Genomic DNA, 13,120 nt, shown 5'->3' with positions numbered 1-13,120 from the left:
CCAGGATAACCCGATGCGCTCTTTCATAACTTCGTTTCTCCGGCTTGCAGGAAGCCCGGCCGCCGCCTCAATTTTCGTGGCGGCCATACTGCTGCCGGTCAGTTTTACCGGTGGAGTGGTGACCACCCCTGCAATCAGCCATGCACTGGGCGGTTCCGCTGCGGCACTCTCATGGTTGACGAATGGATTCATGCTGACCTTCGGTAGCTTTCTCCTGTCAGCAGGCATAATGGCAGATGCAGCAGGCAGAAAACGGGTATTCATCCTGGGGTTATTAATCTTTGGCCTCAGCAGTTCGCTCATATTCTTGGCCAATAATCTCTTTTTAATCGGCGTGCTCAGGTCACTACAGGGTATCGCAGCAGCGATGACTTTAGCGGGCGGGAGTGCTGTGCTCGCTCAGCTCTATGAGGGCGTAGCCCGAACCCGGGCATTCAGTATCCTGGGGACGATGTTTGGCACAGGATTAGCCTTCGGCCCTCTGGTTATTGGGTTTATCACTGATGTTCTGGGCTGGCGGTGGGTATATGCCTTGATGGCGCTGATCTCCGGAACGGTCATGCTGGTGGGCTCGTTGTTTATTCCCATGTCGGAAAAAAGTGAACACCGACAGGTGGATTACGCAGGCTTAGCGCTTTTTACCGCTGCGCTGGTTCTGTTTACCGCGGGGGTCATGCTGGTGCCTGTCTGGGGATTTTTATCCCTCTCCAACCTTGCTCTGTTTGCTACCGCTTTACTGCTTTTTCTCACGTTTGTGGTGCGCTGCCTGAACGTCGAAAATCCTGTATTCGACTTATCTCTTGTGCGCGAGCCGCGTTTTACCGGCGTCCTGTTGCTGCCGGTAGCAACCTGCTATTGCTATGTTGTACTGTTGATTATCCTCCCGCTGCATTTTATGGGGGGGGACGGCCTGAGCGAGACACAGAGTGCGTTTTATCTTATGGCACTGACGGCTCCGATGCTGATCGTTCCCTCACTCGCCGCCTTCATGACCCGGTGGTTTAATCCCGGGGCTGTTTCTGCCGCAGGACTCATGTTATCCGCAGCCGGATTGCTTATTCTCGGGCAGGCTTTACAGAGCACCAGTAGCAACCTCTTAGTGTTTTCACTGGTTTTAACCGGTGCGGGCGCCGCGCTTCCATGGGGGCTGATGGATGGCCTGGCTATTTCCTCCGTGCCTGTCGAAAAATCCGGTATGGCAGCAGGCCTGTTTAATACTGTTCGCGTTGCGGGAGAGGGCATTGCACTTGCTATGGTGTCAGCAGTTTTAGTGGAAATGAACGCGCTCAATCTTAGAAAGAACCTCTCCGGTTATGCGTCAAAAAGTATTGATAGTGCCGCTTCATGGCTGGGAAGTGGCAATATTGAACGGGCCGCCGCTCTTTTGCCGGAACTTTCTCATCCATTACTCAGGGAAAGTTATGACTCAGCCTATGTCTGGCTCTTTCGTCTCCTCGCCGTCATCACTGTGCTTTGCGCATTCCTGGTCTGGCGAATGTTAGGGCGGATAAGTCCCGTTTATACCTCCTTACCTTCAGCGGTGTCCCGGCCCCGACCCCCGCGTTAGCGCGCAAGGACTTGCCGCGTTGCCAGCGACGACTTTCCAAACTGCACCCTATGCGTTTATGGTGTTGTTTCACCCTCACAGGGCATCAGGTGTCATCTATGTCGAATGCAAAAGCCAACAAAGACTGGGTCAGACTGGCGCAACAACCCGGGAAAATAGAGCGCATTGAGGCGTATTTCAGCGGCCATGGCTATGAGCCGCATCGTCACGACGCTTACGCCATAGGCCGGACCTTGTCCGGGGTGCAGAGTTTTCACTATCGGGGGAGTCAACAACATAGCCTTCCGGGCGGAACGATGGTCCTGCACCCGGACGAAGTGCATGATGGAGAAGCGGGAACAGCAGAGGGATTCCAGTATCGGATGCTATATATCGATCCGGCGTTAATTCAAAAAATCCTGGGCGGAAAGCCTTTGCCATTTATTCCCGGCGGGATTTCATCCGATCCCCGGCTTTTTGCCGCGACCGAACCGCTGTTAAAAGCGCCAGAGGAATCTGTCGATACGCTGGAAGAAGACGATGCGCTCTACGATCTCGCCCACACGTTGGCCGTAGTGGGAGGGCAACGTTTTCGCCGGAACAAGGTGGATTATCAATCCGCAGAGCGCGCGCGCGAATATATACACACTGAATTCATTCAGAACATTACGCTGGATACCTTATCCATCGTCAGTGGCAGGGATCGCTGGAGACTGAGCCGGGATTTTCGTGCGCTTTATGGAACGAGTCCCTATCGCTATGTGACCATGCGTCGTCTTGAATACTGTCGACGCCTAATTCAGGCAGGCTTGTCGCTTGCTGAGGCTGCCGCTGCCGCGGGGTTTTCCGATCAAAGTCATATGACACGGCAGTTTATAAAAACGTTAGGGATCTCTCCGGGACGCTGGCAAAAATTCATCCAAAACAGCCGTGCCTGATTTGCACGATCGTTCAAGACCGGCACGCCGACCTTATTCTATCCTGGACGCTTCTCAACCATAGGAAGTGTCTCCATGTATCAACCTGTTAATTTAGAAAATAAATTTTCTCTCTTCGACGCGTACTGGCAGCCGAAAGTCATCGCCCGGATGAACGACTATCAGTTTAAAATCGTCAAAATATCGGGTGATTTTATATGGCACGCGCACCCTGAAACCGATGAGGCATTCATCGTGGTCGAGGGCGTGTTACGTATCGATTTTCGTGACGGACATGTGCTCGTCAATCAGGGGGAAATGTACGTAGTGCCAAAAGGCGTTGAACATAAAACGTCTGCTGAAACGACGGTAAAAATGATGATGATAGAACCTTGCGGGGTACTGAATACCGGACACGAAGGCGGGGATCGCACCGCAGAGAACGATGTCTGGATTTAACGTCGGAGGCTGCCTTGCCGGGTGGCGGCTACGCCTTACCCGGCCTACTAAAAACCAAAACCCCTATATGGCCGTCACCCCTCGCTCAGCATCGTCAAAAACCGCTTTACCGTCCGTGAGCGCTCAAAGCGCCGCCAGCAGAGCGCGATGTCGGTATACAGCTCCGGTGAACTCAGCGTGTGATAGGTGACGTTCGGCGGAGATATAGCCGCCATGGATTTCGGCACCAGCGCGAACCCGCCGCCTGCGGAAACCATGCTCAGGGAGGAGGAAAGCTGCGACGACTGCAGCGCGTGCTGCACGTCAATCCCGGCCCGCTCGCAGCAGCCGTGAACCCGGTCATACAGGCCCGGCGCGACCTCCTGCGGGAACAACACCACCGGCGTTTCCCGAAGCTGCTCTAACGCCAGCGAATCGCACGCCGCCAGCGGATGATCGCGATGCAGCGCCACCACCATCGGCTCCCGGTCGAGAATTTTTAACTCGAATGCCTTGCTGCTCTCGCACGGCAGGCGCACGAAGGCGATATCCAGTTCACCCTCTGCCAGCATCGTCGTCAGCGACGACATATTGGCTTCCACCTGGTGAACCTGCACCGCCATGTTCTGCACCTGAAACTGGCGAATCAGGGTAAAAATTTTGGGATGAAAAGCGTCGGAGCTGGTAATGCCAATCGACAGGTTGCCGTTCAGCCCGCGCGCGATGCCGCGGGCTTTCTCCAGCGCGGCATCGCTCAGCGCCAGGATCTTGCAGGCATCCTCGTAGAAGGCTTCTCCCGCTTCGGTCAGCTCCACGCCTCGCGTCAGGCGTCTGAACAGCGGCGTACCTACTTCCTCTTCGAGCCGTTTGATTTGCTGACTCAGAGGAGGCTGTGAAATACCCAGCGCTTCGGCCGCCCTGGTGAAGTGTCGCTCGCGTGCAACCGCGACAAAATACCGCAGATAACGAAGTTCCATATCTAAAACGTCTCAAACCAGCATGGTTTCTATATTGGAACTCTCTGCTGAATCGGGTCAACATTTATTTAACCTTTCTAAATAAAGTTGAAGAGGACGAGCATGATGATGCATTCATCTGCCTGCGACTGTGAGGCCAGTTTGTGTGAGACCCTGCGCGGGTTCTCCGCCCAGCATCCTGACAGCGTGATCTATCAGACATCGCTAATGAGCGCCCTGTTAAGCGGCGTGTATGAAGGAGAGACCACCATCGCCGATCTGCTGGCACACGGTGATTTTGGTCTGGGTACCTTCAACGAGCTGGACGGCGAAATGATTGCCTTCAGCAGCCAGGTGTACCAGCTGCGCGCCGACGGCAGCGCCCGGGCCGCGAAGCCGGAGCAGAAAACGCCGTTCGCGGTCATGACCTGGTTCCAGCCGCAGTACCGCAAAACTTTCGATGCGCCGGTGAGCCGTCAGCAGATCCACGACGTCATCGACCAGCAGATCCCCTCCGATAACCTGTTCTGCGCGCTGCGCATCGACGGCAACTTCCGTCACGCCCACACCCGCACCGTACCGCGCCAAAAGCCGCCGTACCGCGCGATGACCGACGTGCTGGACGACCAGCCGGTGTTCCGCTTTAACCAGCGCGAGGGTGTGCTGGTCGGGTTCCGCACGCCGCAGCATATGCAGGGCATCAACGTGGCGGGCTATCACGAGCATTTCATCACCGACGACCGTCAGGGCGGGGGCCATCTGCTCGACTACCAGCTGGAGAGCGGCGTCCTCACCTTCGGTGAAATTCACAAGCTGATGATCGATCTGCCCGCCGACAGCGCCTTTTTACAGGCCAACCTTCACCCCAGCAATCTGGATGCGGCGATCCGTGCCGTCGAAAACTAACAGGAGAACTACCGTGAACAGTGAGAAACAGTCACGTCAGTGGGCGCACGGCGCCGATTTGGTTGTTGGCCAGCTGGAAGCGCAGGGCGTGAAGCAGGTGTTCGGGATCCCGGGGGCGAAAATCGACAAGGTCTTTGACTCCCTGCTGGATTCCTCCATCGAGATTATTCCGGTGCGTCACGAAGCCAACGCGGCGTTTATGGCGGCGGCGGTAGGGCGTCTGACCGGCAAGGCCGGGGTGGCGCTGGTGACCTCCGGGCCGGGCTGTTCCAACCTGATCACCGGCATTGCCACCGCCAACAGCGAAGGCGACCCTGTGGTGGCGCTGGGCGGGGCGGTGAAGCGGGCAGATAAAGCCAAGCTGGTGCACCAGAGCATGGACACCGTCGCCATGTTCAGCCCGGTCACCAAATACGCCGTGGAGGTGAGTGCGCCGGACGCGATTGCTGAGGTGGTTTCCAACGCGTTTCGCGCCGCCGAGCACGGCAGGCCGGGGGGCGCATTCGTCAGCCTGCCGCAGGATATTGTCGACCAGCCCGCCACGGGGGCAATTTTGCCCGCCAGCGGTCCCGCGCTGATGGGGCCGGCACCGGAATCCGCCATCAACGATGTAGCGAAGCTTATCGAGAAGGCCAAAAACCCGGTCATTCTGCTGGGGCTGATGGCGAGCCAGCCAGCCAACAGCGCCGCGCTGCGCAAGCTGCTGGAGAAAAGCCGCATTCCGGTCACCAGCACCTATCAGGCCGCCGGGGCGGTGAACCAGGAGCACTTCACCCGCTTCGCCGGACGCGTCGGTCTCTTCAATAACCAGGCGGGCGACCGGCTGCTCCATCTGGCGGATCTGATTATCTGCATCGGCTACAGCCCGGTGGAATACGAGCCGTCCATGTGGAACAGCGGCGACGCTACGCTGGTGCACATCGATGTGCTGCCTGCCTATGAAGAACGAAACTACGTGCCGGATCTGGAGCTGGTGGGGGACATCGCCGAAACGCTGAATCAGCTCGCTAACCGTATCGACCATAAGCTTGAGCTAAGCCAGCGGGCCTCCGAAATTCTGGTCGATCGCCAGCATCAGCGCGATCTGCTCGATCGTCGCGGCGCCTCGCTCAACCAGTTTGCCCTGCATCCGCTGCGCATCGTGCGCGCCATGCAGGACATCGTGAATAACGACGTGACGCTCACCGTCGACATGGGCAGCTTCCACATCTGGATCGCCCGCTATCTCTACAGCTTCCGGGCACGTCAGGTGATGATCTCCAACGGTCAGCAGACCATGGGCGTCGCGCTGCCGTGGGCCATTGGCGCGTGGCTGGTCAACCCGAGCCGCAAGGTGGTGTCGGTCTCCGGTGACGGCGGCTTCCTGCAGTCGAGCATGGAGCTGGAAACCGCGGTGCGCCTCAACGCTAACGTGCTGCACATCATCTGGGTGGATAACGGCTACAACATGGTTGCCATTCAGGAAGAGAAAAAATACCAGCGTCTTTCCGGCGTCGAGTTCGGCCCGGTCGATTTCAAAGTCTATGCCGACGCCTTTGGCGCGAAAGGCTTTGCCGTGGAGAGCGCCGACGCGCTCGAACCCACGCTGCGTGCGGCGATGGATGTGGATGGCCCGGCCGTGGTGGCCATTCCCGTCGACTACAGCGATAACCCGCTGCTGATGGGCCAGCTCCATCTCAGCCAGATTTTGTGAATCAACATAAGGACAGAGAAATGCAAAAAGTTGCTCTCGTAACAGGCTCAGGCCAGGGGATTGGTAAAGCGATCGCGCTTCGCCTGGTGAAGGATGGCTTTGCCGTCGCCATCGCCGACTATAACGTGGAGACGGCAAGAGCCGTCGCCGATGAAATCATCCGTAACGGCGGGAACGCCGTCGCCGTGAAGGTGGATGTTTCTGACCGCGAACAGGTATTTGCGGCGGTGGAGAAAGCCCGCACCGCGCTGGGCGGCTTCAACGTGATCGTCAATAACGCCGGGATTGCGCCGTCTACCCCAATTGAATCCATCACGCCGGATATTGTCGACAAGGTCTACAACATCAACGTGAAAGGGGTGATCTGGGGGATCCAGGCCGCGATTGACGCGTTCCGCAAAGAGGGGCACGGCGGCAAGATCATCAACGCCTGCTCCCAGGCGGGCCACACCGGCAACCCGGAGCTGGCGGTCTACAGTTCCAGCAAGTTCGCGGTGCGCGGCTTAACCCAGACCGCCGCACGGGATCTCGCGCCGCTGGGGATAACCGTTAACGCCTACTGCCCGGGCATCGTTAAAACGCCGATGTGGGCAGAGATTGACCGTCAGGTCTCCGAGGCGGCGGGTAAACCGCTCGGTTACGGGACTGAAACCTTTGCCAAACGCATTACGCTTGGCCGCCTGTCCGAACCGGAAGATGTCGCCGCCTGCGTCTCATACCTGGCTGGGCCGGATTCCGACTACATGACCGGCCAGTCGCTCTTAATTGATGGTGGGATGGTGTTCAACTAAATTCTAATAAGCTCTGACATGAGTTTTCCCCTGCACCCGTGCAGGGGCTTTTTTTTGTCTCCTCCGCCATTGTGCATTACACTGCGCGCTGCAAAACTTTAGTCATTACGATCTGACAGGCGGTAACAGCGATGAACGGTACAATCACAACGTGGTTTAAAGATAAAGGCTTTGGATTTATCAAAGATGAAAACGGCGATAACCGCTATTTTCATGTGATTAAGGTCGCGAACCCCGATCTGATTAAGAAAGATGCCGCGGTGACCTTCGAGCCAACCACCAACAACAAAGGCCTTTCCGCCTACGCGGTGAAGGTGATCCCGGAAAGCAAACATCTCTTTATTGCGGGCGAGCGCGTGAAGCTCACCTCGATCAAATCCTTCGTGGTGTTTAACGAAGAAGAGCCGGTTGATACCAAAATCGACAAAGAGAACGCGGTGCTGTCGGTGGGGTTGCTGATGAACAGCATCAAGCCGAAATCTGATAAAAAGCCGGGCGAAATGCGCACGGTGAAGAAGCTGGCAATCACCACCTTCCAGAACACGACGCTGATCTTCACCGAAGATGAGATCGACATTGATGCCACGGTGAAGCTGCTGAAGTAATTGTTTGCCGGGTGGCGGCGATGCCTTACCCGGCCTACGAAAAACCTCAACGCGCCACCGGGCACCGCCGCACGCACTTAACCCATCCTGTGCTCGCCCCGTAACATCGCCTCACGGTCAAACACCTTCTGGATCTTCCCGTGCGCCATCAATGCCGCCCGGTCGGACATATGGGCAATCACGTCCGCGTCGTGACTGACCAGCAGATAGGTCATCTCATGCTCGGCCTTCAGGCGGTTAAGCAGGTTCAGGATTTCCGCCTGCACGGACATATCCAGCGCCGAGGTCGGCTCGTCCAGTAGCAGAAGCTGCGGGCGCAGCAGCAGCGCGCGGGCAATGGCCACGCGCTGGCGCTGGCCGCCGGAAAGCTGATGCGGATAACGTTTACCCGCGTCGGCAGAAAGCCCCACCTCGTGCAGTGCATTGGCCACCTTTTCCGCGATTTGCGTCTCGCCATGGATGCTTAACGGCTCCGACAGCGTGCGCGCAATGGTGTGGTTCGGGTGCAGCGACGCCCACGGATCCTGAAACACCATCTGTACGTTGCGGCGAAGCTCTCCTTCAAAACGTCGCCCAGGCGTTAACGTTTCTGCCAGCAGCGCAATATTGCCGCGCCACTCGCGCTGCAGCCCTGCCAGCACGCGCAGAATCGTCGATTTCCCGCAGCCGGATTCACCTATCAGGCTGAAGGTTTCACCTTTCTCGATGGCAAAGCTGGCGGCGGACACCGCCGTTTTCTCCCCGAAGCTCACCTGGAGATCCTTTACTTCAACGAGCGTCATTGTCGGCCTCCTTCCACGGCTGCGAACGGTCGAGCGTTGGCAGCATCTGTCCATAAGTATGGGCGTCTGGACGACAGGTCCACAGGGTGCGCGTGTACGGATGCGTTGCCTGCGGAAGCTGGCTTGCCTCCATCTCATCCACCTTTTCGCCCTGATACATCACCAGCACGCGGTCGCAGTGCTCCGCCACCAGCGGCAGATCGTGGCTGATTAACAGCATCGCCATCCGGCGTTCTTCGCACTGCTGCACCAGCAGTTCGAGGATCTGGCTACGCAGGCGGGCGTCCAGCGCGGAGGTAGGTTCGTCGGCAATCAGCACCTGCGGGTTGTTGACGAGCGCAATCGCAATCATCACCCGCTGGCCCATGCCCCCGGAAAGCTCACCGGGGTAGCGGGACAGCACGTTCTCGCTCAGCCCGACGGCGCGGATGATGTCGTGAATGCGTGCCTGGCGTTCTGAACACGGCAGCCGCTGATGCAGCGTAAGTGCCTCATCAAGCTGGGCGGCGACGGTTTTCACGGGGTTAAGGGCGTAGCGCGGGTCCTGCAGGACCATCGCAATCCCGTTGCCGCGCAGCGCTTGCCAGCGGCGGGGGCTTAGGGTCAGCAGGTCGTTGCCGAGCACGTTAAGCCGGTTAGCGCTTACGATGCCGGGCTTACGCACCAGCCCCATCAGGGCGCGGGCGGACATCGACTTGCCGGAGCCGGATTCCCCCACCAGCGCCAGCCGCTCGTTGCCAAGCGTGAAGCTCAGGTTGTTGACCACGCGCGCGGCGGGGTAGTCGATATTCAGCGCATCGACGATGACGCGGTGTTCAGTCATGCTGTGGCTCCAGTACGTCGCGCAGGCCGTCGCCTAACAGGTTAAAGGCCAGACTGGCAAACAGAATCGCCCCGCCCGGAATGGCGGCAATCCACCACTGGTCGAAAATGACCTGCATGCCGTCGGCAATCATCGCCCCCCATTCGGCCATGGGCGGCCGTGCGCCAAGGCCGAGGAAGCCCAGACCGGCGGCCGCCAGAATAATCCCCGCCAGATCCAGCGCCAGGCGCACAATCGCGGACGGCAGACACAGGGGCAGAATATGGCCGACCAGCAGGCGCAGGCCGCGAATGCCCATCATCTCTGCGGCGGCCAGATAATCGCTGTGGCGCAGACGCTGAATTTCACTCCGCGCCTGACGCGCATAGGCAGGCCAGGTGGTTAAGGCCAGCGCCAGCGCGCCGTTGACCAGCCCCGGACCGAGCATCGCCACAAACGCGAAGGCGAGGATCAGGCGCGGCATCGACATCACCACGTCGGTGAAGCGCATCAGGATGCGCTCCATCCAGCCGCCGTAGTAGCCGGACAAAATCCCCACCAGCAGCCCGGCAGGCAGGGTGATAACGGTAACCAGCGCCACCAGCCCGAGCGCCGGACGGGTGCCGTAAATCAGGCGCGAGAGCAGGTCGCGCCCGTAGCTGTCGGTACCCAGCCAGTGCTGGCCGTTCGGGGCCTGCAGGCGCGCGGCGGCGTCCTGCCAGTTCGGGTCAAGCGGCGCGAGCCAGGGGGCGAACAGGGCGATAAACACCAGCAGCGCGATGGCCACCAGCCCGCAAAACGCGGCAGGGGAGCGGCGCAGGCGGCGTAAGAAAAGATAAAACGGCATCAGCGCACCCTGGGATCGGTCGCCCGCACAAGCAGGTCGGTAAGGTTATTGATCAGCACAAAGCAGACGCCAATCAGCAGCGTGCCACCCATGATGGCGGTGGTGTCTCCGGCGAACAGGGCGGTGGTGAGGTAGCGCCCGATCCCCGGCCAGGAGAAGACGGTTTCGGTCAGTACCGCGCCTTCCAGCATGCTGGTGTAGGCGAGGGCGATCACCGTCAGCAGGGTGCCACGAATGTTTGGCAGCACGTGGCGCAGCAGGATGGTCATCTCCCCGGCTCCCTTGGCGCGGGCGAGCAGGATGTACTCCTTGTTCATTTCGCCGAGGCAGGCGGAGCGCGTCAGGCGGGTAATGCTTGCCAGCGAGTAATAGGTCAGCAGCAGCACCGGCAGCACCAGGTGGCTGAGGGCGTTGCGAAACGCCTCGCGGTCGCCGGAAAGCCAGGTATCCACCAGCGCAAAGCCGGTGCGCGGCTCGACGGTGAACTGCCAGATATCGTCCAGCCTGCCGGGACCCGCGCTCCACTGCAGCTTCGCGTAGAACAGGGCCAGCATCAGCAGGCCGAGCCAGAAAATCGGCACCGAGTTGCCGAGCAGGGTGAGCGTTCTGATCGCTAAGTCCAGTGGCGAACCGGCGTAGCGGGCGCATAGCACCCCGGCAATCACGCCGAGTACGGCTCCGATGATCAAGGCAAGGGTCGCCAGCTCCAGCGTGGCGGGGAAGGCGTGCAGCAGATCCTGCAGCACCGGCTGCCCGGTGGCGCTGGCGGTGCCTAAATCACCATGGGCAAGGTTTTGCAGATAGTGCCAGAACTGCACGGGCAGGGGGCGATCCAGCCCCAGCTGGTGGCGAACCTGATCGTAGGTTGACTGGCTGGCGTGATCGCCGACGATCTGCAGCACGCGATCGACCGGTGAAAATGCCGACAGCGCAAACGTGACGAGCAGCAGTCCGAAGAGCGTGAGCAGCAGGGTCAGCAGACCCTGGAGCACGCGGGTGGAAAGATGTGGCATGGGAAAACCATTATCCTGAAAATATGCACGGACGACCCCCTCTCCCACGGGAGAGGGAGAAGGACAAGGGCTACTTCGTAACGCGATCGTACCAGACCATATCCGCGTTCAGCCCCTGCTGATACCCCTTCACGTTATCGCGCACCACGATCTGGGTTTTACCCTGATCGACAAATACGTATGGCGAGCTCTGCTGCAGCTGTTCCTGCATCTTCTTGTACAGATCCAGACGCTTCGCCGGATCCGGCTCAGCTACCGCCGCCAGCGTGGCCTTGTTCAGCTCCGGAATTTTCCAGTCGTTCAGACCGGCCACGGTGCTGGACTTCCCGTCGTTCCACGCGAAGGCGCTGGCGTTAGAGTGCGCATCGAAGTAGTCCGGGATCCACAGACGAATCGCCGCCTGATGCTGCTTAGCGCGCACGCGGGCATAGACCTGGCTCCCGGCGGCAGGCAGCAGATCCACCTTCACGCCACCCTGAGCAAAGCTCGCCTGCATCGACTGGGCGATGGTGATAAACGGCGGCTTGTTCTCTACGTCCAGCGTGAAGTGCGCGTCCTTAATGCCCGCTTTGGCGAGAATGGCTTTCGCTTTTGCCGGGTCAAATTTAAACGGATTGTCTTCCAGCGCGCCCGGCAGACCGACCGGCAGGAAGCTCTGGTGAACAAAATACTGGCCTTTCAGCAGATTTTTAGTGATGCCGTCATAATCGACCAGCCAGCGCGAGGCTTCCCAGAAGGCCGGGTTATTCAGCAGCGGGTTAGCGCTGTTGCCGGTGTTAAACACCAGGTAATTCTGCTCGGCGGACGGAATGCTCAGCACCTTCACGCCCGGCTTGCCGTCCAGGGCGCTAATCTGATCGGCACCCAGATCGCGCGCCACGTCCGCGTCCCCCTGCTGGATCAGCAGGCGGCGTGAAGCCGGATCGGGGACGTTTTTAATGATGATGCTTTTGAGCTTCGGCGCGCCGCCGGGCGCGGCGTCGTTAGCTTCCAGCACGATGGCCTGATGCGGCTGATAGACGCGCATTTTGAAGGCGCCGCTGCCCGCCGAGTGCATTTTCAGCCACGCGTTACCGAAGTCATTATCCTTCACGTTCGCGGCGACCTCTTTTTCATCGACGATAGAGGCAATCGGCGTGGAGAGAATATTCAGCGCCACCGACGGGCTGACGTCCGCCGTCCAGTGCAGCTGGAGGGTATGATCGTCCACCTTTTTCAGCTGGCTGGCGATGTTGCTCGCGTCCCAGCCCAGCACGTTGAGGATAAAGGCCGGGGATTTGTTCAGCGTCACGGCGCGGGTGTAGGAGAAAATCACGTCTTCCGGGCGCAGCGGGTTGCCGGAGGCGAATTTCGCATCGGGTTTAAGCTTGATGGTCAGGGTTTTTGCTGCCGCGTCCGCTTCCCAGCTTTCTGCCAGAATCGGCCTGATTTTTTCCGGATTATCGCGGTCCGGCTGGACCAGACGCTGGTACAGGCTCGGCACGGTCTGGATGCTGGAGAGCTCGTTGGCTTCAGCCGGGTCGAGGCTCACGATGTCATCAAGCCCCTGGGCAACCACCAGCGTGTTGGGCGGAGTAGCGGCGTGGGTAGCGTCTGAGAGCGCAGCCAGCACCAGTAACGGCAACAGTTTTTTCGTCATAGCGATCCCTGAGAAGAATATATTGTGATTGTTTTATGCTCCGCTACGTTAGGGCGACTATGACATTCCGCAAAGTCGAAATTCAGCTTTGCTTATGCCTTCCGGGAATATCGCATGCGCTCGGGCTATTAAAATACGCTGCTTTTCGCGCGCTTTTTAACTTGCTATAACAAATGCCTTACCTT

The 13,120-nt window shown here is 59.0% G+C and carries 13 protein-coding genes; 7 read left to right on the top strand and 6 right to left on the bottom strand.

The window, feature by feature from the left end:
* Nucleotides 1-13: 13 nt before the first annotated feature.
* The 3 genes from ACDO57_RS12235 (at nt 14) to ACDO57_RS12225 (ending at nt 2,922) form a co-directional block, all read left to right on the top strand.
* The gene (locus ACDO57_RS12235; RefSeq protein WP_370884132.1) at nt 14-1,567 is read left to right on the top strand and encodes an MFS transporter; all 1,554 of its coding nucleotides are present in this window, start codon (nt 14-16) and stop codon (nt 1,565-1,567) included.
* 98 nt (nt 1,568-1,665) lie between these two features.
* Nucleotides 1,666-2,484, top strand: a complete 819-nt coding sequence (locus ACDO57_RS12230) for an AraC family transcriptional regulator (protein ID WP_370884026.1) — start codon at nt 1,666-1,668, stop codon at nt 2,482-2,484.
* A 75-nt stretch (nt 2,485-2,559) separates the two neighbouring features.
* Nucleotides 2,560-2,922 carry a cupin domain-containing protein gene (locus ACDO57_RS12225; RefSeq protein WP_370884025.1) on the top strand — a complete coding sequence of 121 codons (363 nt, stop codon included), beginning with the start codon at nt 2,560-2,562 and terminating at the stop codon, nt 2,920-2,922.
* A 74-nt stretch (nt 2,923-2,996) separates the two neighbouring features.
* Here ACDO57_RS12225 and ACDO57_RS12220 read toward each other — a convergent pair whose 3' ends face one another.
* The gene (locus tag ACDO57_RS12220) at nt 2,997-3,878 is read right to left on the bottom strand and encodes a LysR family transcriptional regulator (RefSeq protein WP_032649661.1); all 882 of its coding nucleotides are present in this window, start codon (nt 3,876-3,878) and stop codon (nt 2,997-2,999) included.
* A gap of 105 nt (nt 3,879-3,983) precedes the next feature.
* On the opposite strand from ACDO57_RS12220, the gene budA reads away from it, so the two are divergent.
* The 4 genes from budA (at nt 3,984) to ACDO57_RS12200 (ending at nt 7,852) form a co-directional block, all read left to right on the top strand.
* Nucleotides 3,984-4,763, top strand: a complete 780-nt coding sequence (budA, locus tag ACDO57_RS12215; RefSeq protein ID WP_061098944.1) for an acetolactate decarboxylase — start codon at nt 3,984-3,986, stop codon at nt 4,761-4,763.
* A 13-nt stretch (nt 4,764-4,776) separates the two neighbouring features.
* Nucleotides 4,777-6,456: an acetolactate synthase AlsS gene (alsS, locus tag ACDO57_RS12210; protein WP_024906953.1), complete on the top strand. Its 1,680-nt coding sequence runs from the start codon at nt 4,777-4,779 to the stop codon at nt 6,454-6,456.
* A 20-nt stretch (nt 6,457-6,476) separates the two neighbouring features.
* Nucleotides 6,477-7,247, top strand: coding sequence for a (S)-acetoin forming diacetyl reductase (locus tag ACDO57_RS12205; RefSeq protein ID WP_024906954.1), 771 nt, complete (start codon nt 6,477-6,479; stop codon nt 7,245-7,247).
* Between the two features lie 131 nt (nt 7,248-7,378).
* Nucleotides 7,379-7,852 (top strand): cold-shock protein, encoded by a 474-nt coding sequence (locus ACDO57_RS12200; protein WP_024906955.1) that lies wholly within the window; start codon nt 7,379-7,381, stop codon nt 7,850-7,852.
* Between the two features lie 77 nt (nt 7,853-7,929).
* Here the strand turns inward: ACDO57_RS12200 and ACDO57_RS12195 are convergent, their stop codons facing one another.
* The 5 genes from ACDO57_RS12195 to ACDO57_RS12175 form a co-directional block, all read right to left on the bottom strand.
* Nucleotides 7,930-8,634 (bottom strand): ABC transporter ATP-binding protein, encoded by a 705-nt coding sequence (locus tag ACDO57_RS12195; protein WP_370884024.1) that lies wholly within the window; start codon nt 8,632-8,634, stop codon nt 7,930-7,932.
* The gene (locus ACDO57_RS12190; protein ID WP_370884023.1) at nt 8,621-9,457 is read right to left on the bottom strand and encodes an ABC transporter ATP-binding protein; all 837 of its coding nucleotides are present in this window, start codon (nt 9,455-9,457) and stop codon (nt 8,621-8,623) included. Before ACDO57_RS12190 ends, ACDO57_RS12195 begins: the two co-directional genes overlap by 14 nt.
* Nucleotides 9,450-10,283, bottom strand: a complete 834-nt coding sequence (locus ACDO57_RS12185) for an ABC transporter permease (RefSeq protein ID WP_126544101.1) — start codon at nt 10,281-10,283, stop codon at nt 9,450-9,452. The genes ACDO57_RS12190 and ACDO57_RS12185 overlap by 8 nt, the downstream gene beginning before the upstream one ends.
* A complete protein-coding gene (locus tag ACDO57_RS12180) occupies nt 10,283-11,296 on the bottom strand; it encodes an ABC transporter permease (RefSeq protein ID WP_370884022.1) in 1,014 nt (337 codons plus the stop codon). The genes ACDO57_RS12185 and ACDO57_RS12180 overlap by 1 nt, the downstream gene beginning before the upstream one ends.
* Nucleotides 11,297-11,366: 70 nt before the next feature.
* Nucleotides 11,367-12,935 (bottom strand): ABC transporter substrate-binding protein, encoded by a 1,569-nt coding sequence (locus ACDO57_RS12175; protein WP_370884021.1) that lies wholly within the window; start codon nt 12,933-12,935, stop codon nt 11,367-11,369.
* Nucleotides 12,936-13,120 lie beyond the last annotated feature (185 nt).

Source organism: Enterobacter cloacae complex sp. 2015409, from assembly GCF_041365315.1.
GTDB lineage: Bacteria > Pseudomonadota > Gammaproteobacteria > Enterobacterales > Enterobacteriaceae > Enterobacter > Enterobacter pseudoroggenkampii.
This window is presented reverse-complemented; position numbering and strand designations above follow the sequence as displayed.

Coding starts and splice junctions, on each gene's coding strand:
- ACDO57_RS12235 (WP_370884132.1), top strand. CDS start 14: ATGCGCTCTTTCATAACTTCGTTTCTCCGGCTTGCAGGAAGCCCGGCC.
- ACDO57_RS12230 (WP_370884026.1), top strand. CDS start 1,666: ATGTCGAATGCAAAAGCCAACAAAGACTGGGTCAGACTGGCGCAACAA.
- ACDO57_RS12225 (WP_370884025.1), top strand. CDS start 2,560: ATGTATCAACCTGTTAATTTAGAAAATAAATTTTCTCTCTTCGACGCG.
- ACDO57_RS12220 (WP_032649661.1), bottom strand. CDS start 3,878: ATGGAACTTCGTTATCTGCGGTATTTTGTCGCGGTTGCACGCGAGCGA.
- budA (WP_061098944.1), top strand. CDS start 3,984: ATGATGCATTCATCTGCCTGCGACTGTGAGGCCAGTTTGTGTGAGACC.
- ACDO57_RS12205 (WP_024906954.1), top strand. CDS start 6,477: ATGCAAAAAGTTGCTCTCGTAACAGGCTCAGGCCAGGGGATTGGTAAA.
- ACDO57_RS12200 (WP_024906955.1), top strand. CDS start 7,379: ATGAACGGTACAATCACAACGTGGTTTAAAGATAAAGGCTTTGGATTT.
- ACDO57_RS12195 (WP_370884024.1), bottom strand. CDS start 8,634: ATGACGCTCGTTGAAGTAAAGGATCTCCAGGTGAGCTTCGGGGAGAAA.
- ACDO57_RS12190 (WP_370884023.1), bottom strand. CDS start 9,457: ATGACTGAACACCGCGTCATCGTCGATGCGCTGAATATCGACTACCCC.
- ACDO57_RS12185 (WP_126544101.1), bottom strand. CDS start 10,283: ATGCCGTTTTATCTTTTCTTACGCCGCCTGCGCCGCTCCCCTGCCGCG.
- ACDO57_RS12180 (WP_370884022.1), bottom strand. CDS start 11,296: ATGCCACATCTTTCCACCCGCGTGCTCCAGGGTCTGCTGACCCTGCTG.
- ACDO57_RS12175 (WP_370884021.1), bottom strand. CDS start 12,935: ATGACGAAAAAACTGTTGCCGTTACTGGTGCTGGCTGCGCTCTCAGAC.